Genomic DNA, 21,878 nt, shown 5'->3' on the forward strand with positions numbered 1-21,878 from the left:
CGAAAAGATGAAGACCAAGGATTATGAAGAGCAGATGGACCTGCTTCAGATTGAATTGGTCAAAATGCAATCATGGGTCAAGGAAACCGACCAGCGGGTTGCCATCATTTTCGAAGGCCGCGATGCCGCCGGCAAAGGTGGCACCATCAAACGGTTTCGCGAAAACCTGAACCCGCGCGGCGCGCGCAACGTTGCGCTGGCCAAACCATCAGACGCCGAACGCAGCCAATGGTATTTTCAGCGCTACATCCCGCATCTGCCCGCCGCAGGAGAGATCGTGTTCTTTGATCGCAGCTGGTACAATCGAGGTGTCGTCGAGAATGTCTTTGGCTTCTGCACACAGGAACAGCGTGAGCGGTTCTTCCGTCAGGTCCTGCCGCTTGAAACGGGCCTGGTGAATGACGGCATCCATTTAGTCAAGTTCTGGCTCAATGTCGGACGCGCAGAACAACTGAACCGTTTTCTGGCGCGCGAAAACGACCCTTTGAAGCATTGGAAGCTCAGCGCGATCGACGTCGCAGGGCTGAACAAATGGGACGAATACACGCAGTCGATCTCGGAAACCCTGACCCGGTCGCATTCCGATGCCTGCCCGTGGACGATTGTTCGTTCCGACGACAAAAAACGCGCGCGCCTTGCGGCCATCCGAACGGTTTTGCATGCCTTGGACTATGATGAGAAGGACAAGAAGAGTATCGGCGAGGTTGATGCCCGTATCTGCGGTGGCCCGGATGTGTGGGAGGCGTAAGTTGTCTCTCTGCCCTGCCCTGTCGATGCCTTCACGATCATGTATTGGACGACAATGCATCGGTGGTCTATGTCCTTGTCTTCCAACACGCAATCAATGCAGCTGAGGCCGGGATGACGAAACGCGGTTATCACCACGGAAACCTGAAGCAAGCCCTGATCGAGGCTGCCTTGTCCCTGATCGAAGACAAGGGCCCGACCGGTTTCACGCTGTCCGAGGCGGCCAAAACAGCCGGTGTCACGCCTGCTGCCGTCTACCGACATTTTCAAGGGCGCGAGGACCTGATTGCCGAAGCCGCACGGCAGGGGTTTGAGATGTTCGCAGACCTGATGCAATACGCCTATGACGAAGGACAGCCTTCAGCCCTTGCTGCTTTTGAAGCAACGGGGCGAGCTTACCTGGCTTTTGCGCGCAAAAATCCCGGACATTACATCGCCATGTTCGAAAGCGGGATTTCCCTGAACCGGACACCCGAATTGTCCTTGGCCGCCAATCGGGCGAAGGCCGTTCTTGAAAAAGCGGCCGCGGACCTGTCCCAGCATATTCCGCCTGAAAAGCGCCCGCCCGCGTCGATGTTCAGCGCCCATATCTGGGCGATGAGCCACGGAGTCGTCGAGCTGTATGCTCGAAATACCGGCGCAACTTCGCCTTTTCCTCCCGAAGATTTGCTGGAAAGCGGTATCGGCATCTACCTGCGCGGATTGGGTCTGATCCCCCAGGACGAGTGACGCGGTCAGAACGAACGGCTGCCCTGAGGCATACTCAAGCCCGATGTCACGTTGATCAGATCCATCTCACCCATCCCCTTGATATCAACGCACCCCAGATCCGAGACCTGAAACTCGTCAATCAGGGCATATTTCATCTCTTCCGGGGCCACGATGTTCATGGGGTTGGCAAATACCTGCAACCGGGATGCGATGTTTACGGCAGGGCCAAACACGTCATAGACATATTTCTGAATGCCCACGACCGATCCAACCGCCGCACCCATTCCCAATCCGATCCGTGCCTGCCACTTATGCGGATGGCTTTCGTTGCGGCGTTCGAGATAGCGCAGGAACCTTACCGCACAATGCGCCACGGCGGTCGCATGATCCGGTGTTGGATCGGGCATACCTGACACGGCCAGATAAGCATCACCGATCGTTTTGATCCGCTCACACCCGAATTGTTCCACGATCCGGTCAAAGGCCGTGAAGATGTCGTTCAGTTCGCTCAAAGTCACCGTCGGGTCGGTCTTGGCCGCGAAATCCGTGAACCCGACAAAATCCAGCATAACCACCGAAACCTGCTGATACAGCTGCGGTGTGACAACGCCGAACGTCTTGAACTCTTCATACACGGCTCGGGGCATCAGGTTCAGCAACAGGCGCTCCACTCTTTCCTTTTCGCGCTCAAGCTCTCGGGTGTTGCGCTCGACCATGGTGGAATAGCTGTCGATCATGCTTTCCAATTCGCGAATGCGGGTGATGTTCTGACATTCCACAATCAGCACCTGCTCGGACAGGCCATTGGCCAATGAGACAGCGACTGCAAAGATCAAGGTCCTGCGTTTCGGCTTTATCTGCAATTCGACCGAGTACCGAAGGCCGGACTGCTTTACATCCTCCAGTTCCTTGGGGTCGAGATCCGGCAGAACGTCGCTTAAGGTGCTGCCCTTTTCAGGAGTGCCGAACCATTCCGTGAAAGGCCCGTTGTGAAACACGAATTGCAGGTCGGATGCGCGCACCACGGCGACGCCGACTCCGATCGCACGCAGCAATTGCTCGTTTATCGCCAGAATGCTCATGCCGCGTTCCGGGTGACTATGATCGAACGTTTGCCTTCGATTGCGGTCAGCGCAGTTTTGATGTCTCCATCGGACATGCCGTGCTGACTCAGCGCGTCGCCAAACAGCTCGGCCATGACGTCGAATTCGTTGTGCGAAATGTTCAGATGCCGATGAACTGCTTCGATCCTGTCATCACTGAAGGATGCCGGCCCGCCAATCAGGGACGAGACGAACTTGGTTTGATGGTCGATCAGGCGCGGCATATCAATGTCTTCGAAATGATGGCCGATCTCATCCGAATCCAACGCCATTTCATAGAAGGTCATCACGACCCGGCTGATCGTTTTGAAACCGCCATATTTTTCATAAAGTGTCTGTGCCACACGAATACCCGCGCGTTACCAATCAATAACCCCACAACTTTATATCAAATCGATATTTTTGTTAACGCTTATGATTTTTTGCCCGGGATTGATCAAAAACCGTCTTGCCGCACGGGAAACACGCCAGAGCACCGCCGAGGCCGAAGCGGATCTTTCATTCGTTCTTTGGGAATGGGAAACGAAGGAAAGTTACACCATCAGCGGGATTGTCTTTTGACTGATCCTGAAGCGTTCTGATGGGCTGGGTCGGGGCAGTTTTGAACGCAAGCCCGCCCTTCTGACAGAAAACTTCGCCTGATCCCCCCAAAACCTGCCGTTCAAAGAGAATTTAGTTTCAATACGGCGTGTCCTCATGTTCACATGCGGGAAAATGGCACAACAATCGAAAGGACCAAAAGTGCAGGAACATGGATATGCGTCCGGGCGACTGAATCTTCCTTTTGTCGGAATATCGACCTTCGCAAAATCTCCATATGTCGAGAACTGGGACAGAATCGAGGCCGATGTTTGCGTGCTCGGCGCGCCGTTCGACTTTGGTACCCAATGGCGCCCCGGCGCGCGTTTTGGTCCTCGGGCCGTGCGAGAGGCATCGACCCTTTTCAGTTTTGGCCATGCCGGCGCCTATGATCATGAGGATGACGCGACCTATCTGGACAGCTCGGTTCGGATCGTCGACCTGGGCGATGCGGATATCGTCCACACAAAGACCGAGACGAGCCACAAGAACATGGCCTTTGGCGTGCAGAAAATTCTCGAAGCCGGGGCACTTCCGCTGGTGATTGGCGGTGATCACTCGGTCAACATCCCCTGCATTTCCGCATTTGAAAGCGACTGCGCCGAAAACGGCCCGATCCATGTTGTTCAAATCGATGCGCATTTGGACTTTGTAGATGAACGTCACGGCGTCACCAACGGGCACGGAAATCCCATGCGCCGCGCGATCGAGAAAGACTATGTTTCAGGGATGACCCAGCTGGGCATTCGAAACGTGTCGTCCACCGCCAAAGAAGGGTATGACGACGCGCGTGGGCGCGGCTCGGACATCCTGTCGGTGCGGCAGGTTCGCAGATTGGGAACAGCGGCCGTTCTTGACCGCATTCCCGAAGGCAAGCGGTACTATGTAACGATCGATATCGATGCGTTCTGTCCCTCGATCGCGCCCGGAACCGGCACTCCAAGCCACGGAGGGTTCTTGTACTATGACGTTCTGGAAATCCTTCAGGGGCTGGCGAAAAGGGGTGACGTGGTGGGCATCGATCTGGTCGAGGTGGCCCCCGCCTACGACCCCACTGAAAGCACTCAGATTCTGGCGGCGCAGCTTCTGTTGAATTTTTTGGGTTTCATTTTTCACGAACGTGCCCGACGCGCGTGAAAAGCGGGTGGAGCCGAGGCTCCACCCCGAACCTCAGGCGTCGATAATGTTGTGTCCCGGCCCGTAGGGGAAGCCGGTGATGTTTTCGGCTCCTTCTTCGCCCACCACCAGAATATCGTGCTCCCTGTAACCGCCTGCACCGGGCTGGCCTTCGGGGATCCACAGCATCGGCTCGATCGACACCACCATGCCGGGCTCCAGCACTGTGTCGATGTCTTCGCGGAGTTCCAGGCCCGCTTCGCGACCATAGTAGTGGCTCAGAACACCAAACGAGTGCCCATAGCCGAAGGAACGATATTGAAGCAGGCCTTCGTCGGCAAAGAACCGGTTGATCTCGGCGGTGATACCGGAACAGGTGGCACCGGGTTTGATCAGGCTTAGTCCAAGTTCATGCGCGGCCACATTGGCCTTCCACAGGCGCAGGCTGTCGGCATCCGGCTCGCCCAGAAACAGGGTCCGTTCCAGGGCGGTATAATAGCCCGAGATCATCGGAAAGGTGTTCAGCGACAGGATATCGCCTTTTTGCAACGCCCGTTTGGTGACCGGGTTATGCGCGCCGTCGGTGTTCAAACCCGATTGAAACCAAACCCATGTGTCGCGGTATTCGGCATCCGGATAGGCCCGCGCGATTTCCACTTCCATCGCGTCTCGACCAGCCATCGCGATTTCGATTTCGGTCGCGCCTTCGCGGATTGCGGCATGGATCGCAGCACCACCCACATCGGCCGTGCGCGCTCCACCCTTGATCAATTCAATCTCTTCAGCGGATTTGATCATCCGCGCGGCCATGGTGTCGGCCGCGATGTCAACCAACTCTGGCTCGTCCAGCATGTTCAGCGCCGTGTCGCGCGCCGCAAGCGTCATGTGGTCGCCTTCAATGCCGATCCGCTTTGCATTCCCGATCAGGCTGGCAACTGCCCGCCAGTAGTTGTCGCGTTTCCAGTCCGTATAGATCACATTGTCTTCAACCGACCGGCGCCAGGGTTGCCCGGCATCAATATTGGCGGAAACGGTGGTGCATTTGTCCTGGGTCACAACACAGCCATAGGGGCGCCCGAACGCACAGTACAGAAAGCCTGAATAATAGGCGATGTTCTGCATCGATGTCAGCAGAACCACCGGGATATCCCGCTGGGCCATGATCGCGCGCAGCTTGCCAAGGCGGCGGTCATATTCGGCTTTGCTGAACGGCAACGGGGCCTTGTCACCATTGTGGCAGGTGAAGAACTGAGGGCGGTTAGAAATGTCAGTCATCCTTGGTCTCTCATCTATGCCGGGCGTGCATTTCCCGGCCACATGTCCCGGCGTTCAGGACAGGCGGTCTCGGGGTCCGAGAGCCGATCACCTCGGTAGTTGCCGCGACGCCATCGCGGCAGAGATGAACAGGTGAATCGTTAGATCAGACGGTTTGCTGCGTCAAGCGGGCGAAAGACCCCGCAGACGTTCTGACCGGCGTCGCAACAGTTCGACCGTCGTCAGCAAGGCAATGGACAGGACCACAAGGATTGTTGCAACCGCCAGAATGGTTGGACTGATCTGTTCCCGCAGGCCGGTGAACATCTGCCACGGCAACGTCTTTTGCGAGGCGGAGCCCACAAACAAGACCACGACCACTTCGTCGAACGATGTGATGAAGGCAAACAGGCCGCCCGAGATTACGCCCGGCAATATCAACGGCATCTGTATCTTGAAGAAGGTTCGCACCGGCCCCGCGCCCATATTGGCTGCCGCCCGCGTCAGGGATCGATCAAAGCCCACCAGTGTTGCCGTCACGGTAATGATCACAAAGGGAATACCCAGCACTGCGTGGGCCAGGATAACTTTCAGATAGCCTACGAAGTTCTTGTTCATGCCCAGTGTTCCTTCGAGGAAACGCCCGATATCACTGTAGAAAAAGAACATACCCGTCGCCGAGATGATCAGCGGAACAATCATCGGCGAAATCAGAATTCCCATGATCGCACGGCGTCCGGGAACATGAGACTGGCTGAGCCCGATCGCGGCCAGCGTTCCCAACGTTACCGAGATGACCGTCGCAATCGGCGCGATGATCAGCGAGTTCTTGAAGCTGCGCTGCCATTCGTTGTTGGTGAAGAAATCTCGGTAATGCTTCAGCGAATAGCCTTCCGGATCAAGCCGCAGCATCTCGGGCGTGAAGGTAAAGAAATCCTGCGCGTTGAAAGACAACGGCAACACCACCAGAATCGGCGTGATCAGGAAAACGAAGATCGCACCACAGATCACGCGAAACAGGTAGTGATAGAAAACCTGTTGTGCCGTCAGATACGGCAGCAGCTTGCGCCGATACCGCCCCTCGTACAACCAATAGATAAACCAGGCGAAAAACCAGCCGCCGAGCAGCCCCAATACACCGCCCATCAGACCGGCCACTATGAAACCCGTAAGGCCGAACCCGATGATGTTGATCCAGCAAGCGAGGTTTTCGTTCTTCACGATGTTTATGTAGACCCAGGCCAGCCCCGCGATCAGGACGGCTCCGCCCAGTATGCCCAGAAGGACCGAACCATTTCCGGCCCCGACGAAAATGCCGGCAAACGCCCCGGCAAGTGCGACACTGGGCAACACCATGGACATGGGTTTGCGGGATATCGGTGTCAGTGCTGCCATCTTGATTATCCCAACTTCACGTTATCGATGCCCACGATCTTGTCGTAGACCCAGTAGAGCAACAGCACGACCGCCAGAAGGATCGTACCCAAGGCCGCGGCCAGCCCCCAGTTCAGTGAGGACGAGATGTGATAGGCGATCCGGTTCGAGATGAAGACACCCTTGGTGCCGCCCACGATCTCGGGCGTGATGTAGTAACCGATCGCCAGAATGAACACGAGGATCGAACCGGCTCCGATCCCGGGCACGGATTGCGGGAAGTAGATGCGCCAGAAAGTCGTCCAGTTCGTCGCGCCCATGGATTTGGCCGCGCGTGTATAAGACGGCGGAATGGTCTGCATCACCGAATACATGGGCAGGATCATGAAGGGCAGCAGGATATGTGTCATCGCGACGATAGTGCCGATCTGGTTGTTGATTATGATCAGCCGCGCGTCATCGGCGACCAGCCCCAGCCAAACGAGGGTATCGTTGATAACCCCCTGTTGCTGCAACATGACCTTCCAGGCGGAGGTTCGCACCAGAAGGGACGTCCAGAAAGGCAAAAGGACCAGTATCATCAACAGGTTCGATACCCGCATCGGCAGTGTCGCCAACAGATAACTGACAGGGTAAGCAAGCAGGATACACGCACCCGTTATCACGAGCGACATGAACAGAGTACGTCCAAAAAGCTTGATGAGGATCTGCTTGTCTTCGGGTTGGGCCTGCGCGCCTTCCGGGGTTCTGCGCATATCGACGGCATTCAGGAAGTAGCCATTGGTAATCACAGGTGAGTGGGTCTTGATCACCCGCCAGGTTTGCGGATCTCCCCATCCGTCATGAATCTCGATCATTTTTTCCTTGAACGGCCCATCCGCTTCAGGATCCAGTTTTTTGATCTGGCGCCCGGACCTGCGGAACATCGAAGACATGCCAGTCTCTTCGTAGTTCAAACGCGAACCGAGCCTTGTGTGTTCTTTGTTGTCAATCGCGACGATCATGTCGCGGACAAAGGCCTCGTAAACATCCTCGCCCGGCAACTCTCCCGACTGTTCGTCCCAGTTGTTCAGGGCTTCAACGGTCAAGGGAAGTGTGTCGGACACGATGCTGTTTTCAACGGACCGGAACAGCATAGATGCGATGGGAACGATAAATGAAAACAGGACAAAAAGAAGAAGCGGCGCAATCAACATCAACGCCCGGAGCTTCTGCCTGCGTAGAGAGCGCGCCAGCGACTGCTTGAGCGGTGTTCCATCAGCGGCCAGCATGGGGCCCGCGTTTTGGGTGGCGTCAGTCATTGTTGTCCCTTGGCTTTTCCCGGGTCAGGGGCAGTTTCCCGCCCCTGACAGTGTCACCCATTCAAAACCGGCTTATTGCGCCAGCCACGCCTGGAATTTGGCGTCGATGTCGTCACGGTAGTCCGCCCAGAACTCATAGTTGTACAGGAACGTGTTCTTGGCGTTTTCCGGATCGGTTGGCATATGGGGTGCCATTTCGATACCCAGTTCGGCATGCTGCCCAACCAGCGGCGCCGACGATGCGCGTGCCGGACCGTACGAGATGTACTTGGCCTGATCCGCCAGACGCTGGGTGTCGGTCGCGAACATGATGTAGTCCAACGCGCGCTGCTGACGCTCTTCGCTCAAACCGGCAGGAATGATCCAACCATCCAGATCGAACACCTGTGCGTCCCAAAGCATGGCGACCGGCTGCTTCTGCTCTTCGATCACGCTAAACAGACGGCCGTTATAGGTAGAACCCATGACAACCTCTCCGTCGGCCAGCAGCTGCGGCGTATCGGCACCAGCAGACCACCAGACAACGCTGTCTTTGATGGTGTCGAGCTTGGCCAGCGCCTGATCCTGACCTTCCGGAGTGGCCAGAACGTCATAGACATCATCCTTTGCGACGCCATCGCACAACAGGGCCCATTCCATGTTGTTGATCGGGCGTTTCTCCAACGAGCGCTTGCCAGGGTAAGTTTCCAGATCGAACACAGCGCAGATATCGGTTGGAGGTGTATCGCCTACCAGGTCGGTACGATAGCCGAACGTAGTCGAATAGACGATCTGCGGGATAAAGCAGTCGCTGACCAGCAGGTCGCCGAAATCCTCAGAGGCGGGCGTGCCATCCGGAGCTGCTGCCAATTGGCTGTCGAAATCGATCTCGAGGGCCAGACCTTCGTCGCAAAGACGGATCGCGTCAGCTGCCACAACATCTACCACATCCCATGTGATGTTGCCCGCTTCGTTCATTGCGCGCAGTTTGGCAACGGCTTCGGCCGAGCTGTCATCGTTCAGAATGGTTATACCGGTCTTTTCCGAATAGGGCTCGTGATATGCCTTCAACTGCGATTTGGAATAGGCACCGCCCCAGGAAACGATGGTCATCTCCTCGGCTGAAACAGTGCCCGCCGCAATGGCGACGGCGGCCGTTGTCAGAAGGGTTTTGGTTGCTTTCATGTGTAAATAACTCCCAGTTAGTCCCGTTTATATGTGTGGTCAGCTGATGCACGGGCCTTCACCAGCCGGTCCCTCTGATAGAGCTGTGCTTGTTTCGCGCAGCTTGGTCTATGCGTCGAGCGCACGACAATCCTGGGCCAGCCAGCCGATCTCGATCTCCTGACCTGGGGTCAGGCGAACGGCATCTGGCGCATTCCGGGTCTTGACGATGAATTCGTCATTGCCTGCCACTGACATGCGGAACCTGAAGACGTCCCCCATATAGATGAACTCTTTGACAGTGGCCTTCAAAGTGTGGGCATCTGCGTGCAGACGGTCTTTGTTGAACTCTACCCGCTCGGGCCGGATCGAAACCTTGGTCCGCTCGCCCGGATTGTGGACGTTGATCGGAACCGCGTCGATCTCGGACCCATCGTCCAGCTGGACAAGGCATGTGTCGCCGTCAATCGATTTAACAACGCCTTCCAAAGTGTTGTTTTCGCCAATGAATTGGGCAACAAAGCTGTTTTCCGGTTCTTCATAGAGCTGATCGGGCGGTGCAAGCTGCTGAATGCGGCCATCGTCGAACACGGCCACACGATCCGACATGGTCAATGCTTCGGTCTGGTCGTGGGTCACATAAACCGTGGTGATTCCCAATTCATGCGCAAGACGTGTGATTTCGAACTGCATATGCTCGCGCAGCTGCTTGTCCAGTGCGCCCAGGGGTTCATCCATCAACACCAGTTCGGGTTCGAAAACCAAGGCGCGCGCCAAGGCTATTCGCTGTTGCTGACCGCCAGACAACTGAGCCGGGCGTCGCCCACCAAACGCCCCCATCTGAACCATGTCCAGGGCACGTTGTACCTTTTCATCCCGTTCAGACTTGCCCAATTTGCGGACTTCCAAGGGGAATGAAAGGTTTTCGGCCACCGTCATGTGGGGAAACAGGGCATAGTTCTGGAAGACCATGCCAATCCCGCGCTTGTGCGGTGGAATATTGTTGATGGGCTTCCCATCAAGAAGGATTTCGCCATGAGTGGCGGTTTCGAATCCGGCAAGCATCATCAGGCAGGTTGTCTTTCCAGACCCGGACGGCCCGAGCATGGTCAGGAATTCGCCTTTTGGCATTGCAAGGTTGAGATCTTTGACGACGAGATTCTCGCCATCATAAGATTTTTGTACGCGTTGAAATTCAACAAACGCGGCATCGGTATTTGTGTCGGTCACAAGACCCCCTGTTGCGTCAAATGATTATCCGAGCGTTGCGGATTTCATTGATCTGTAGTCAGCAGTTAAGACCATGCAGTGGGCACTTGGCAACAATAGATGACGCATTTGCGAATTTTCATGTCATTTCTGCTGTTTCAATCAGCAAGATTGAGGCGGCACATATGCCATGCAAGGCTTTGATTACTTGAAAGAACAGGCTTGCCGATCCGTTTGCGAATCTCGGGGATGGCTTCAATCGTGCGCAGATTGGTACAGCTGAGGAAAACGGCCTCGACCGATGGATCAGATCCCAGTTTCGTTGCGGCCTCGATCACGGACTGCACCGAAATCCGAGCAACCTTTGCCTCTTCGGCCTGCCCGAATGTCCCGAAAACATCCATGGTTATCCCGTTTTCCGAAAACGCGGCACGCAGCGGTGCGTTGACCTCTTCGACATAAGGCGACAGCAGCGCAAACTTGGACACGCCAAGATCCGCGGCGCAGGCCGTGGCTGCGCGCAAAGGGTTCGTAACCTCTTTTGTTTTGCACGACTGTTTGACAAGTTCCTCCACACGCTCTGACCCAATGACGGAACTTGCGGACGTGCAGCCATAACCCACCACCCGGAAAGGACGCGCGCTGGGCAGCAATCCCGCCGCTGCCGGCAAGGCCTCTTCCATCTCGGCCAGGCTTTCCGGTGTCACTTCAATGCCGCTGGGTATCCGCGATACATACAACGGGTTTTTCCGGTCCGAAAAATATGTGCTGAATTCCGGCTCGATCGTCTCGTCGACCTGAAGAACAATCAATCCAAGCGGCGGGGCTTGCGGGTCGTCCTCGTCAAGCGTGTAAGGCACGTAGGTCATAGCTGGATCATCTCCGGTCCGATACGCGGGCTGATAAAGCGCGGAACATCGTCCGTTACGACGATGTTTTCTTCGTGAACCAATATCTTGCCACCAACGGCAATGCCCGGCTCCAAGGTCAGCACCATGCCAGGCTCAAGAACGGTCTCGTCCGTCGGGATGAGCGACGGCCATTCGGTCAGCGACATTCCCAACCCGTGCCCCAGCCGACCGGCATCTGTGCCTTCGGACGCCTTGGTCAGCACCGTGTTCATGGCATGAAACAACTCTGCTGCGGTGGTGCCGGGGCGCGCGATTTCGAATGCAGCATCCGACGCCTCAATCAGCCTGGCGTAAGCTGATCGCACGTCGGGATTTGCTGGGCCAACCGACCAGTTGCGATCGAAATCACAGAAATAGCCATCCCAGACCAAGCCGGTGTCAAGCATCAGTACATCGCCATCCTTCAAGGGGGACGAAGACGCCGGAGAAATCACGTCAGAGTAACCGCCCTGCTCTGCCCCACCTGCGAGATACGGCACCCAGTCCGCGCCCTCTTCCAGGCAGAGTATCTGGAAACCGCGAAATACTTGATCCAAGGGCACGCCTGCCCGAGCAATCTCCGGAACCCGGGCGAAGGCCCGACCGGCTATGGCGCATGCGGTTTCGATTTTGGCGATTTCCGCCTCGGATTTGACCATGCGAAGTTGGCGCAAAATACCGTGATCTCCGGTGATGTGGCGCGAACCGAGCCTGTTTCGCAGGCGTTCAATATCCGACATCGGCATACGCGCGTGCGTCTCGTGACCATCGGGCATTCCGATGCGGCCCTTTTGGGGCGTCAGTTCCGTCAGGGCATCCGTCAAAAGCGAGACGCCGTCATCCTGAAGGTCGGGTGAACGCCACGTTCGGATGTCATCGATCCAGGTTTGCCCCATCAACGAGGCGCCGATTGAGGGGATAACCGCGACCGGTTTACCCGTCGCAGGCAGGATCAGGAACCAAGGGCGGGTCGGGCTTTCCCAGAATCTGGTCAGGTATCCGGTAAAATAACGCAGGTCGGTTTCCGTGGTCAGCAGCAGCGCCGACAGGCCCGCGGCATTCATCATCACCTGTGCGCGTTCGGTACGCGCTGCGAATTCTGCTGGCTCGAACCCTCTCATCCCGCGACCTCAGAGGTGATGCGCCGCATGCAGGCAGAAAGGTTGAAATGACGCAGCCTGAATGGCCCTGTGCTTCGCCCCCTTCGGTGTGGATTGATAACGGTTTTCATGCAGCCCCCGAATTTTCGCTCGTTGACGTGAGCGGATCGGTAGGGTTCTGTCAACCAAAGTCTTTTGTTGACCGGAGGCGCCAATGACCCACTCTGATCCAGCCTTCAGCCGGGCGGAATATGATCGTCGTCTTGCCAAGACCCGAAATGCGATGGCCGCAAAAGGAATTGATTGCCTTTTTGTCGAAGACCCATCGAACACAGGATGGCTCACCGGGTATGAGGGCTGGTCCTTTTACGTTCACCAGGGTGCCTTGATCTTTCTTGACGCTGACCCGATCTGGTGGGGGCGACGGCAGGATGCAAACGGTGCGCTGCGCACGGTTTGGATGGGGGACGATCGGGTTTTCGGATACGCAGATCACTTTGTGCAGTCGACCACGCGGCATCCAATGCAGGATCTGGCCAAGCTTATTGAAGACTGCGGACACGGACAAAGCCGAATTGGGGTGGAACTCGACAATTATTACTACTCGGCCAAAGCCCATATTACTCTGACAGCGGAACTGCCCGGGGCGACCCTGATCGATGCAACGGCCTTGGTCAACTGGCAACGGGCCGTGAAATCCGACGAAGAAATTGCCCTGATGCGCAAGGCGGCCCGAATTTCAGAATTCGTGACTGACGGCGTGCTTGAACGCGTTGAACCCGGCCTGCGCAAGAACGAGCTGGTCGCACAGATCTACCATGACGCGATAACGGGCGTCGGTGATGACTGGGGGGATTACGCAGCCATCGTACCACTTTTACCGTCAGGGTCAGACGCGGCCGCGCCGCACCTGACCTGGAATGGAGATGTGTTCAAATCGGGCGAATGCACCTTCTTCGAGCTCTCCGGCTGCTACCGCCGATATCATGCTCCGTTCTGCCGGTCGGTATTTCTGGGTCAACCGCCTGATTATCTTAGAAGGGCCGAGGCGGCCTTGGTTGAAGGGTTGGAAGCGGGTCTGGAGGCTGCACGCCCCGGCAATCGCGCGAAAGATATCGCCAAAGCGCTGGCGGCGCCGCTCGAACGAGCGGGGATCAAACGCGGTGCCCGCTGCGGCTATCCTGTAGGCCTCAGCTATCCTCCGGACTGGGGCGAGCGCACGATCTCGCTGCGGGACGAAGACAATACGATCCTCGAAGCTGGCATGACATTTCACTTTATGCCCGGGCTCTGGATGGATGATTGGGGACTTGCGATCACCGAGTCCATCCTGATCAGGGAAAACGGTCCCGCAGAGTGTCTGTGCAAACGACCACGCAAAGTATTCGTCAAGCCCTGACAGGTGCACGAACGACCCAAGGCCTGTGCCTGATCAAACACGTATCTGTTCAAGCAACCAGTCACGAAACACTGCGGCCGCCGGATTGCTGGCGTCGGCGGAAAGATAATACCCTTCGTTGCAGTCGACAGTGCTGTCATGTGCGCTTTCGACAAGACCGGTTGCCATCGCATGTTTCGCCAGAAATTCACTGATCAGGGCAACCCCGCTGCCATGAACCGCCAACTGAAGCGCCATGCCGAACGTATCGACAAAAACGGCAGGCTGACGCTGCACGCCCTGTTTGTCGAACCACGTCTTCCATCCGCTTGACGTGCCGACTGCTTCTATCAGGGGAAGGTCAAGCGGATCCCCGGCAAGCGTCGGCGCCTTGAGGGCGACAAGCCTGTCAGGCCTCAAACGTTCGGCTCCCCTGCCCACTTGTTTTTCAGACCCGAACCTGACCTGAACGTCAGCTTGCGACGCGTGAAAATCGTCAGGCCAGATTGCACTGAGCAGCCGCACACTGATCTCTGGATTACGTGCGGTGAAGTCCACGAGGTTTGGGGCGATGACCCATTGCGCAACGCTGACAGAGGTGGCCACCGTCAGGACATCTCCTGGTGCGCTTGCGTCGGCCCTTCCGGCGGCGGCGGCAAGCGCCTCAAGCGCACTACCGACTTCGGGCAACAGTTTCCGCCCTGCATCCGTCAGGGCCAGACTGCGCGGATGCCTTATGAAAAGCGCTGTCCCCAGGCGCATTTCAAGGGATTTCACCTGCTGACTGACGGCCGATTGGGTCAGGCCGATTTCCTCGGCCGCCGCGGTAAAACTCAGGGTCCGGGCCGCCGCCTCGAAGGATCGGAACCAGGTCAGGGGGGGGAGTGATTTTGCCATTGATCAAGTTAGCCATTAATCTATTTAATGCGAAAGCACATAATTCAATCGTTTGTCAAAAACCACACCCGTTTCTACCTTCTCCCAGCGCGACAGGAGAGGTGTGATGAAGCCGGAAATACGCAAGATTGTTACCTACGATGAGGACGTTCTTGTCGAGGGATTTCGCCCTGCGGAAATCCCATGGCGCATGTTTGCCGTGGCCGCAGTGATTACCAATCCCTGGGCGGGTCGATATGTCGAAGACCTTAAGCCGGAAATCCACGCATATGGTCCCGTGTTGGGAAAGATGATGACGGACCGCATGATCGCGTTGGCCGGCAGTGGCGACGCAATCGAAGCCTATGGCAAGGCAGCCGTCGTCGGGCTGAATGGCGAGGTCGAGCACGCATCGGGCATTATTCATACCCTTCGGTTCGGCAATCACTACCGGCAGGCGGTCAGCGCGAAATCCTATCTGGCTTTCACAAACACGCGCGGCCCCGCAAATGCGCCGATCATGGTGCCATTGATGGACAAGAACGATGCCGGCCGGCGCTCTCACTACCTGACCGTTCAATTCTCGATCCCGGACGCACCGCGCGACGACGAAATTGTCGTCGTACTGGGGGCGGCAACCTCGGGCAGACCGCATCACCGTATCGGCGACCGGTATCAGGATCTCAAGGATTTGGGTCATGACGTGGACAACCCGGCCGCGGTCTGAAGTCGGCGGGCTGGCCGCCATCCAGGCAGGCACAGGTCCGGACGTCCTGTTGCTGCACGGGGTTGGCCTGCGGGCCGAAGCCTGGGGTGCGCAGTTGGACGGGTTGGCGTCTGTAGCTCATCTGACAGCGCCGGACATGCCCGGTCACGGAGAAAGCCCGCTGAGGTTTTTCGGCACGGAACTGTCGGAATACAGTGATGCTGCACACAACGTGCTGGGCAAACTTAATGGTCCGGTCCTTGTTGTCGGCCACTCGATGGGCGCAATGATCGCGTTGGACCTTGCCACCAAGGCGCCCGACCGGATTTGCGGCGTCGTAGCGATGAATGCCGTTTTTGAACGCAGCGCAAAGGCCACGCTGGCGGTTCGGGAACGTGCGGCGGGACTGGATAGGGAAACACCGGTTGACCCAACCAGCACGTTGCGCCGGTGGTTTGGTGACATCGGTTCGCCTGAATGTGAGGCCTGCCGCAAATGGCTGACGGCCATGGACCCGGCTGCTTACAAGCTGGCCTATACGGTTTTTGCCCAAAGCCAAATTCCGCAGCGTGACGCGTTGAGAAAACTTGGCTGCCCTGCACTTTTCATAACCGGCAGTCAGGAGCCGAACTCCACCCCAGACATGTCGCGCAAAATGGCTGAAGTCACCCCGAACGGACGCGCACTGATCATCGATGGGGCGGCCCATATGATGCCGATGACACATGCAAGTCAGGTTAACGCCGCCATTTCCAGCTTTCAAAGCGAGGTGCAATCATGACCGAACTCGACCCCCGCGACCTTCGGCGGGCATTTGGCAAATTCATGACCGGCGTGACCGTAGTTACCACACGTAGCGCCTCTGGCATGGCCCTGGGCTTCACGGCGAATTCCTTCACTTCGGTTTCGCTCGACCCGCCGCTGTTGATCGTCTGCCCCGGCAAGAACTTGTCTTCATACGGCGAATTCTCGACCTGCACCCATTTCACGGTGAGTGTTCTGGCCGAGGGGCAAGAGGATGTGTCCAACACCTTCGCCGGCTTCAAAGGTGATCGGTTCGCCAAGACCGACCATGACCTCGACGCGCGAGAGATCCCTTTGATCAACGGCGCGGTTGCGACTTTTTCCTGCCGGACCCATCGGGTGATCGAGGCAGGAGACCATTGCGTTCTGATCGGACAGGTCGAAGCCTATTCCCACAACGACCGCCCGGCGCTGGGCTACGCGAACGGGCAGTACTTCAGCCTTGGCCTTGAACGCGGCGCGCTTGAACCGATGGGGCGCAGGATCGTCTGTGGCGCAATCATCGAACACGAAGGCCGCGTGCTGCTTGAGAAAACGGATGCCGGTTTCAGGCCGCCACAGGTCACATTGTCCGACCGGCGACAGTTGCGCGACAGCCTTCGGCAGGGTCTGCATGATCGTGGCATCGACGCACGTCTCGGCGTCGTCTACTCGGTCTATGACGATGCCACAGCGCATCATGTCTACATATTGGGCAATGCGCCGGAACTTCCCAAACACGGCAGGCTTGAGGCCGTCGCGATTGAAGACCTGGCAACCCTTTCCTACACGACGACGCCAATCACCACCATGATTTCTCGTTTCGCGCTGGAAAGCCGAACCCGCGACTTCTCACTTTATCTGGGCAGTGCGCAGCAAGGCGACGTGCACAGCTTTTCTGAAAGGACTTGATGGATGGAGTTTTCCCTTTTTGCACACATGGAGCGGCTGAGCCCCGATCAACCCCATGAGAAGCTGTATGAAGAGTTCATCGCGTTGTGTAAAATGGCCGATGAGGCGGGAATGCGTGCCGTCTGGACCGGCGAGCACCACGGGATGGACTTTACGATCGCGCCCAACCCTCTGATGTCTCTGGTGGATATCGCACATCACACCAAGAACGTGCGGCTTGGCACGGGTACAGTGGTTGCACCGTTCTGGCATCCGATCAAACTGGCGGGCGAAACGGCTGCGGCGGACCTGATGACAGGCGGCCGTATCGAGCTGGGCATCGCCCGCGGCGCCTATTCGTATGAATATGAACGGATGATGCCGGGACTGGATGCATGGGACGCCGGCCAGCGCATGCGAGAAATCGCGCCGCTTTTGTCCCGGCTGTGGGAGGGTGACTGTGCCCATGATGGAAAGTATTTCAAATTCCCTGCCACCACCTCGGCCCCCAAACCGGTGCAACCCGGCGGGCCGCCGATCTGGATCGCGGCGCGGGATCCGAACAGTCATGAATTCGGTGTGCAGAACGGCTTTAACATTCAGGTCACACCGCTCTGGCAGGGCATGCAAGAGATTGAGACACTGATGGGCCGCTTTGAAGATGCATGCGCAAACCATGAGGGGCCGCGCCCCAAGATCATGCTGCTGCATCACACTTACGTTGGCAGCGACGATGATGATCTGGGTCAGGCCGCTCGGGAATTGTCGCGCTTCTACAACTACTTCGGGGCCTGGTTTCAAAATAAGCGGCCAGTCCGGCAGGGCTTGATCCAGACATTGACGGATGAAGAGATGGCGGCCAACACGATGATGGCACCGGAAAACCTGGCGCGCGATCTGACTGTCGGAACCCCGGATGGGGTCACGGAACGTCTGAAACGTTATGAAGATCTGGGCTATGATGAGTATTCGTTCTGGATAGACAGCGGTATGAGTTTCGAACGCAAACGCGCATCGCTGGCCCGTTTCATCGACGACGTCATGCCAAAGTTTCAGTAAGGATCAATGATGCATCAGAAACCACATTTCCAGCTTTATATCGACGGCGCGTGGACCGAAGGGGCACGCGGGCAAGTGATGCATTCGCAAAACCCGGCGACGGGCCAAGACTGGTCCAGTTTCGCCTGCGCCGCTCCCGAAGACGTTGACCGCGCCGTGTCCGCGGCCCGTCGGTCACTTGATGATCCCGCGTGGCGCGACATGACGCAAACCGCACGCGGCAAACTGTTGTTCAAACTTGCCGAACTGATCGAGGAAAACGCCGGACATCTGGGCCAGCTTGAGACCACAGACAGCGGCAAGCTGCTTGCCGAAACCGCAAGCCAAACAGCCTATGTCGGTGACTATTATCGATATTATGCGGGGCTTGCGGACAAGATCGAAGGGGCGGTTCTGCCGATCGACAAACCGGACATGCACGTCTTTACCAAACGCGAACCGATTGGTGTGGTGGTCGCTATCGTCCCCTGGAACGCACAGATGTTCCTGACCGCAACCAAGCTTGGCCCCGCAATAGCGGCAGGCTGTTCGGTCGTGCTGAAAGCCTCTGAAATTGCGCCCGCTCCGATGCTGGAATTCGCACGGCTGATCGATGAAGCCGGCTTTCCGCCCGGTGTCGTCTCTGTCATTACGGGGGATGCCGAAAACTGCGCCATCCCGCTTACCCGGCACCCGGACGTGGACCGGATCGCATTCACCGGCGGCCCGGAAACAGCGCGCCATGTCGTGCGCAACTCGGCTGAAAACTTTGCGGTGACCACTTTGGAACTGGGCGGTAAATCCCCGATCATCGTCTTTGAGGATGCCAATCTGGATGGCGCCGCCAATGGCTTGATTGCGGGAAATTTCGGTGCCTCGGGTCAAAGCTGCGTTGCCGGCTCGCGCGGATTGATACATCGCCCGGTACTGGAGGCGCTTGCTGACAAGATCGAAGAAAAAATGAGGAGCGTCGCAATCGGCGACCCATTGGAGGCGACCACCCATATTGGCCCGCTCTGTACTACGGCTCAGGTGGAACGAATTCAGGCGACTTTGGTGAAAGCCACAGAACAAGGCGCACGCATCCGCTTCGGGGGAAACCCTCTGGACCGACCGGGCAACTTCATGGCCCCTACGCTGGTGGAATGTTCGAGCCCAGAGACCGAGACGCTGAAGGTCGAAATGTTCGGCCCCGTGATGTCTCTGCTGCCATTCGATACGGAAGAAGAAGCGATCGCATTGGCCAACGACTCGCAGTTCGGGCTCGGGTCCGGCGTTTTCACTGAAAATGTCGCCCGCGCCCATCGGGTTTCATCCCGTCTGAAATCGGGAATTTGTTGGATCAACACGTATCGCGCAGTGTCCCCGATTGCTCCGTTTGGAGGCTACAACCAATCCGGCTATGGCAGGGAAGCGGGAAGCGAGGCCATTCACGATTACACAAGGACGAAAACCGTCTGGCTGAACACGTCGGAACAACCAATGTCGAACCCGTTCGTCATGCGCTAGCCGGCACGGGGCGTCTTCGACACCCGAGGAACTGCCGGGGCATCGTTTCATCGCATGGCTGGCGCGGGCCCTGGCATCATCCCGAGCGCGCCAGATATATCGCTCGACGCCGAGGTATTGCTGTCTGATCAGGCACTCTTCCATGCCGGTCGGTATCCGGAGCAGGCGCTGCGGATGGGTGCGATACTGAGCGCAAACGGCAGCCAGACGCTCATCCCATTGGCGCAGCACTTCTTCCTTCGCGTCGGAAACATCACGCAGGACCGTTTCCGCCATCCTCGTCGCGGCATGCGCCTGTAGGCCCGAGGACCATTCTCTGAAAGTCGGGTGCCATCGTTAAACCCCTTTGAGACAGAAAGAAAAAGGCCCCGCTAGGGACCTGATATCGGGTTCGCGATTGGTTTGTGGCGGAGAGACAGGGATTCGAACCCTGGAGACGGTTTCCCGCCTACACACTTTCCAGGCGTGCGCCTTCGACCACTCGGCCACCTCTCCGTGCCGGCGATATTTGGACGAATGCTGTCGGATTTGCAAGGCCCCAATTCGACGAATTCAGGGGAATAGCGCAATTTAATCAGTGCACCCGCCAAGAGGTGATCACAGGTCAACACGTGCCGCGATTGGGCCACTCAGGTCTCATCACCGGCATCCGGGTCCATATCCGTCTCGGTCAAATCCGCCGGAGTCTCTGCGGCTTTGCGTGGCTCATCCTGCACAGAAACGGAAGGTTCCTGCTTGCTCGGGCCAGATGCCCGCAGGGTTTCGGGATTTCGCAACCAGACATCACGTTGTGCGAACGGGATCTCGATCCCAGCTTCCGAGAATCTGCGGTTGATTTCATGGTTCATGTCAGATTTTACCGACAGAGCCCAATTCACATCCCGCAGGATCGCCCGAATCTCGAAGTCCAGGGAATCTGCGCCAAACCCCTGGAACACAACGCTTGGCGCCGGGTTGGCCAAAACCATCGGATGGTTGTTGGCGATTTCGCCCAGAATGGTTTCGACCAGGCGCGTGTCAGTTCCGTATGCAACACCCACCGGAACGATCACCCGCCCGATCGTGTTGCCGCGGGTATAGTTTGTTACAACACCGCTGATCAGGTCAGAGTTCGGAACGATGACATCCGTCCTGTCAAATGTCTCGATCCGGGTCGATCGAACGGAAATGTCCCGCACATATCCCATCATGCCATTCACATCGATCCAATCCCCTTTGGAAATCGGACGCTCGACCAAAAGGATGATGCCGGAAACGAAGTTCGACACGATTGTCTGCAAACCAAAGCCGATGCCGACCGACAGCGCTCCGGCGACAATCGCCAGCGACGACAGATCAAATCCGGCCACCATGATTGCCACCAACGCGGCAAGGAAGATGCCAACGTATCCTGAACCCGCGACAATCGCGTTTTGCCCACCGGGGTCTATGCTGGTTTTCGGCAGAAGCGAATTGCGCAGCCCGCTTTGCAACAGACGCGTCAACATATAACCGATTGCAAAAACAGCAACAAAGGTCAGAAAGTTGCTGGGCGAGATCGTTACCCCGCCGATATCAAACCCAAGCAGCAGGCGCGACCATGCTTCCAGCAGATCAGTTTCCCGCGCGCCCCAATAGATCGCCAGAATTGGCAGTGCCACGATGGCCAATGCAAACCCGACCAGTACGGAAAAAAGCGAATCTCGCGCGGCTTCTCCCTGCCCTGTGATCCAACCGTAAATCTGACTGATAAACCGTTGCAGGATGACCAAGGCCCCGATCAGCACCAATGTCTTGACGGCAGGAAACACGATGGCTTCGGCCGCATTGGTGTATCCGAAAATCGCCAGCAAGGGAGACGTGATGCCCAAAAGGAACAAAGCCCGGCGCAGGAATTCGACCAATTGGCTGAAACCCGCGGAACGGGTCGAGGCAGCCTGATCCGGTGGCCCGTCATTGGTTCGAATCTGACGTATTCGCAACAACAACAAAGCCGTTGCGACAATGACCGGGAAACTGACCACGGCACGGGTCGCGTCAGAGATGTTTTCGACCCGTCCGAACAGCAACACCAATTCGTGCAGAACCAGCACCAGGGCGAGCAGGTCAATATACACGCGCAGTTCAGTGATGCGCGCAGCGGACAGACGTTTGAACCCTTGCGACGCGCCGATCACGTACACCTGGCGAC

Annotated in this window: 21 protein-coding genes and 1 tRNA gene; 10 read left to right on the forward strand and 12 right to left on the reverse strand. The window is 57.2% G+C overall.

The annotated features are described in order from the left end of the window. Nucleotides 1-748, forward strand: a 748-nt coding sequence (ppk2, locus tag AC2FNN_RS17880; protein ID WP_496759828.1) for a polyphosphate kinase 2, incomplete at its 5' end; no start/stop codon positions are given. A gap of 113 nt (nucleotides 749-861) precedes the next feature. After that, a complete protein-coding gene (locus tag AC2FNN_RS17885) occupies nucleotides 862-1,476 on the forward strand; it encodes a TetR/AcrR family transcriptional regulator (protein ID WP_496759844.1) in 615 nt (204 codons plus the stop codon). A gap of 5 nt (nucleotides 1,477-1,481) precedes the next feature. On the opposite strand, the gene AC2FNN_RS17890 is transcribed toward AC2FNN_RS17885, so the two are convergent. Beyond that, entirely contained in the window at nucleotides 1,482-2,540 is a 1,059-nt protein-coding gene (locus AC2FNN_RS17890; RefSeq protein ID WP_171632863.1) for an adenylate/guanylate cyclase domain-containing protein, read from the reverse strand. Then, nucleotides 2,537-2,905 (reverse strand): group I truncated hemoglobin, encoded by a 369-nt coding sequence (locus tag AC2FNN_RS17895; protein WP_152457802.1) that lies wholly within the window; start codon nucleotides 2,903-2,905, stop codon nucleotides 2,537-2,539. Before AC2FNN_RS17895 ends, AC2FNN_RS17890 begins: the two co-directional genes overlap by 4 nt. A 397-nt stretch (nucleotides 2,906-3,302) precedes the next feature. On the opposite strand from AC2FNN_RS17895, the gene speB reads away from it, so the two are divergent. Then, entirely contained in the window at nucleotides 3,303-4,277 is a 975-nt protein-coding gene (gene speB / locus AC2FNN_RS17900) for an agmatinase (protein ID WP_496759845.1), read from the forward strand. A gap of 33 nt (nucleotides 4,278-4,310) precedes the next feature. Here speB and AC2FNN_RS17905 read toward each other — a convergent pair whose 3' ends face one another. The 7 genes from AC2FNN_RS17905 to AC2FNN_RS17935 all read right to left on the reverse strand — a co-directional run bounded on the left by AC2FNN_RS17905 (nucleotide 4,311) and on the right by AC2FNN_RS17935 (nucleotide 12,548). Continuing rightward, the gene (locus AC2FNN_RS17905; RefSeq protein ID WP_496759829.1) at nucleotides 4,311-5,531 is read right to left on the reverse strand and encodes an aminopeptidase P family protein; all 1,221 of its coding nucleotides are present in this window, start codon (nucleotides 5,529-5,531) and stop codon (nucleotides 4,311-4,313) included. A 162-nt stretch (nucleotides 5,532-5,693) separates the two neighbouring features. Beyond that, nucleotides 5,694-6,905, reverse strand: coding sequence for an ABC transporter permease (locus AC2FNN_RS17910; RefSeq protein WP_496759830.1), 1,212 nt, complete (start codon nucleotides 6,903-6,905; stop codon nucleotides 5,694-5,696). 5 nt (nucleotides 6,906-6,910) lie between these two features. Beyond that, the gene (locus AC2FNN_RS17915; RefSeq protein ID WP_496759831.1) at nucleotides 6,911-8,185 is read right to left on the reverse strand and encodes an ABC transporter permease; all 1,275 of its coding nucleotides are present in this window, start codon (nucleotides 8,183-8,185) and stop codon (nucleotides 6,911-6,913) included. Between the two features lie 72 nt (nucleotides 8,186-8,257). Next, nucleotides 8,258-9,349 (reverse strand): extracellular solute-binding protein, encoded by a 1,092-nt coding sequence (locus AC2FNN_RS17920; RefSeq protein ID WP_496759832.1) that lies wholly within the window; start codon nucleotides 9,347-9,349, stop codon nucleotides 8,258-8,260. Nucleotides 9,350-9,457: 108 nt separating this feature from the next. After that, on the reverse strand, nucleotides 9,458-10,558 hold the full coding sequence (locus AC2FNN_RS17925) for an ABC transporter ATP-binding protein (protein ID WP_171632879.1): 1,101 nt from the start codon (nucleotides 10,556-10,558) through the stop codon (nucleotides 9,458-9,460). A 137-nt stretch (nucleotides 10,559-10,695) separates the two neighbouring features. Then, entirely contained in the window at nucleotides 10,696-11,406 is a 711-nt protein-coding gene (locus AC2FNN_RS17930; RefSeq protein WP_496759833.1) for a maleate cis-trans isomerase family protein, read from the reverse strand. Further along, on the reverse strand, nucleotides 11,403-12,548 hold the full coding sequence (locus tag AC2FNN_RS17935) for a M24 family metallopeptidase (protein WP_496759834.1): 1,146 nt from the start codon (nucleotides 12,546-12,548) through the stop codon (nucleotides 11,403-11,405). Before AC2FNN_RS17935 ends, AC2FNN_RS17930 begins: the two co-directional genes overlap by 4 nt. 193 nt (nucleotides 12,549-12,741) lie before the next feature. On the opposite strand from AC2FNN_RS17935, the gene AC2FNN_RS17940 reads away from it, so the two are divergent. Continuing rightward, nucleotides 12,742-13,926: a M24 family metallopeptidase gene (locus AC2FNN_RS17940; RefSeq protein WP_496759835.1), complete on the forward strand. Its 1,185-nt coding sequence runs from the start codon at nucleotides 12,742-12,744 to the stop codon at nucleotides 13,924-13,926. Between the two features lie 33 nt (nucleotides 13,927-13,959). Here AC2FNN_RS17940 and AC2FNN_RS17945 read toward each other — a convergent pair whose 3' ends face one another. Further along, nucleotides 13,960-14,802, reverse strand: coding sequence for a LysR family transcriptional regulator (locus AC2FNN_RS17945; RefSeq protein ID WP_496759836.1), 843 nt, complete (start codon nucleotides 14,800-14,802; stop codon nucleotides 13,960-13,962). A 106-nt stretch (nucleotides 14,803-14,908) separates the two neighbouring features. Here AC2FNN_RS17945 and AC2FNN_RS17950 point away from each other — a divergent pair, with 106 nt between their 5' ends. The 6 genes from AC2FNN_RS17950 (at nucleotide 14,909) to AC2FNN_RS17975 (ending at nucleotide 20,008) form a co-directional block, all read left to right on the forward strand. Beyond that, on the forward strand, nucleotides 14,909-15,508 hold the full coding sequence (locus AC2FNN_RS17950) for an amino acid synthesis family protein (protein WP_496759837.1): 600 nt from the start codon (nucleotides 14,909-14,911) through the stop codon (nucleotides 15,506-15,508). Then, nucleotides 15,480-16,268 carry an alpha/beta fold hydrolase gene (locus AC2FNN_RS17955; protein ID WP_496759838.1) on the forward strand — a complete coding sequence of 263 codons (789 nt, stop codon included), beginning with the start codon at nucleotides 15,480-15,482 and terminating at the stop codon, nucleotides 16,266-16,268. Before AC2FNN_RS17950 ends, AC2FNN_RS17955 begins: the two co-directional genes overlap by 29 nt. Further along, nucleotides 16,265-17,182, forward strand: coding sequence for a flavin reductase (locus AC2FNN_RS17960; protein ID WP_496759839.1), 918 nt, complete (start codon nucleotides 16,265-16,267; stop codon nucleotides 17,180-17,182). The genes AC2FNN_RS17955 and AC2FNN_RS17960 overlap by 4 nt, the downstream gene beginning before the upstream one ends. Before the next feature lie 3 nt (nucleotides 17,183-17,185). After that, complete coding sequence (locus AC2FNN_RS17965; protein ID WP_496759840.1) at nucleotides 17,186-18,220, forward strand: LLM class flavin-dependent oxidoreductase; 1,035 nt, start codon at nucleotides 17,186-17,188, stop codon at nucleotides 18,218-18,220. Nucleotides 18,221-18,229: 9 nt separating this feature from the next. Continuing rightward, nucleotides 18,230-19,708 (forward strand): aldehyde dehydrogenase, encoded by a 1,479-nt coding sequence (locus AC2FNN_RS17970; protein WP_496759841.1) that lies wholly within the window; start codon nucleotides 18,230-18,232, stop codon nucleotides 19,706-19,708. A gap of 174 nt (nucleotides 19,709-19,882) precedes the next feature. Further along, nucleotides 19,883-20,008, forward strand: a complete 126-nt coding sequence (locus AC2FNN_RS17975) for a hypothetical protein (RefSeq protein WP_496759842.1) — start codon at nucleotides 19,883-19,885, stop codon at nucleotides 20,006-20,008. 105 nt (nucleotides 20,009-20,113) lie between these two features. Here AC2FNN_RS17975 and AC2FNN_RS17980 read toward each other — a convergent pair. Next, a tRNA-Ser gene (locus AC2FNN_RS17980) sits at nucleotides 20,114-20,203 on the reverse strand. 134 nt (nucleotides 20,204-20,337) lie between these two features. Further along, on the reverse strand, nucleotides 20,338-21,878 hold a 1,541-nt coding region (locus tag AC2FNN_RS17985), incomplete at its 5' end, for a mechanosensitive ion channel family protein (protein WP_496759843.1).

The organism is Ruegeria sp. BHSA118, from assembly GCF_059613405.1.

Coding starts and splice junctions, on each gene's coding strand:
- AC2FNN_RS17885 (WP_496759844.1), top strand. CDS start 862: ATGACGAAACGCGGTTATCACCACGGAAACCTGAAGCAAGCCCTGATC.
- AC2FNN_RS17890 (WP_171632863.1), bottom strand. CDS start 2,540: ATGAGCATTCTGGCGATAAACGAGCAATTGCTGCGTGCGATCGGAGTC.
- AC2FNN_RS17905 (WP_496759829.1), bottom strand. CDS start 5,531: ATGACTGACATTTCTAACCGCCCTCAGTTCTTCACCTGCCACAATGGT.
- AC2FNN_RS17910 (WP_496759830.1), bottom strand. CDS start 6,905: ATGGCAGCACTGACACCGATATCCCGCAAACCCATGTCCATGGTGTTG.
- AC2FNN_RS17915 (WP_496759831.1), bottom strand. CDS start 8,185: ATGACTGACGCCACCCAAAACGCGGGCCCCATGCTGGCCGCTGATGGA.
- AC2FNN_RS17920 (WP_496759832.1), bottom strand. CDS start 9,349: ATGAAAGCAACCAAAACCCTTCTGACAACGGCCGCCGTCGCCATTGCG.
- AC2FNN_RS17930 (WP_496759833.1), bottom strand. CDS start 11,406: ATGACCTACGTGCCTTACACGCTTGACGAGGACGACCCGCAAGCCCCG.
- AC2FNN_RS17935 (WP_496759834.1), bottom strand. CDS start 12,548: ATGAGAGGGTTCGAGCCAGCAGAATTCGCAGCGCGTACCGAACGCGCA.
- AC2FNN_RS17940 (WP_496759835.1), top strand. CDS start 12,742: ATGACCCACTCTGATCCAGCCTTCAGCCGGGCGGAATATGATCGTCGT.
- AC2FNN_RS17945 (WP_496759836.1), bottom strand. CDS start 14,802: ATGGCAAAATCACTCCCCCCCCTGACCTGGTTCCGATCCTTCGAGGCG.
- AC2FNN_RS17950 (WP_496759837.1), top strand. CDS start 14,909: ATGAAGCCGGAAATACGCAAGATTGTTACCTACGATGAGGACGTTCTT.
- AC2FNN_RS17955 (WP_496759838.1), top strand. CDS start 15,480: ATGACGTGGACAACCCGGCCGCGGTCTGAAGTCGGCGGGCTGGCCGCC.
- AC2FNN_RS17960 (WP_496759839.1), top strand. CDS start 16,265: ATGACCGAACTCGACCCCCGCGACCTTCGGCGGGCATTTGGCAAATTC.
- AC2FNN_RS17965 (WP_496759840.1), top strand. CDS start 17,186: ATGGAGTTTTCCCTTTTTGCACACATGGAGCGGCTGAGCCCCGATCAA.
- AC2FNN_RS17970 (WP_496759841.1), top strand. CDS start 18,230: ATGCATCAGAAACCACATTTCCAGCTTTATATCGACGGCGCGTGGACC.
- AC2FNN_RS17975 (WP_496759842.1), top strand. CDS start 19,883: ATGGGTGCGATACTGAGCGCAAACGGCAGCCAGACGCTCATCCCATTG.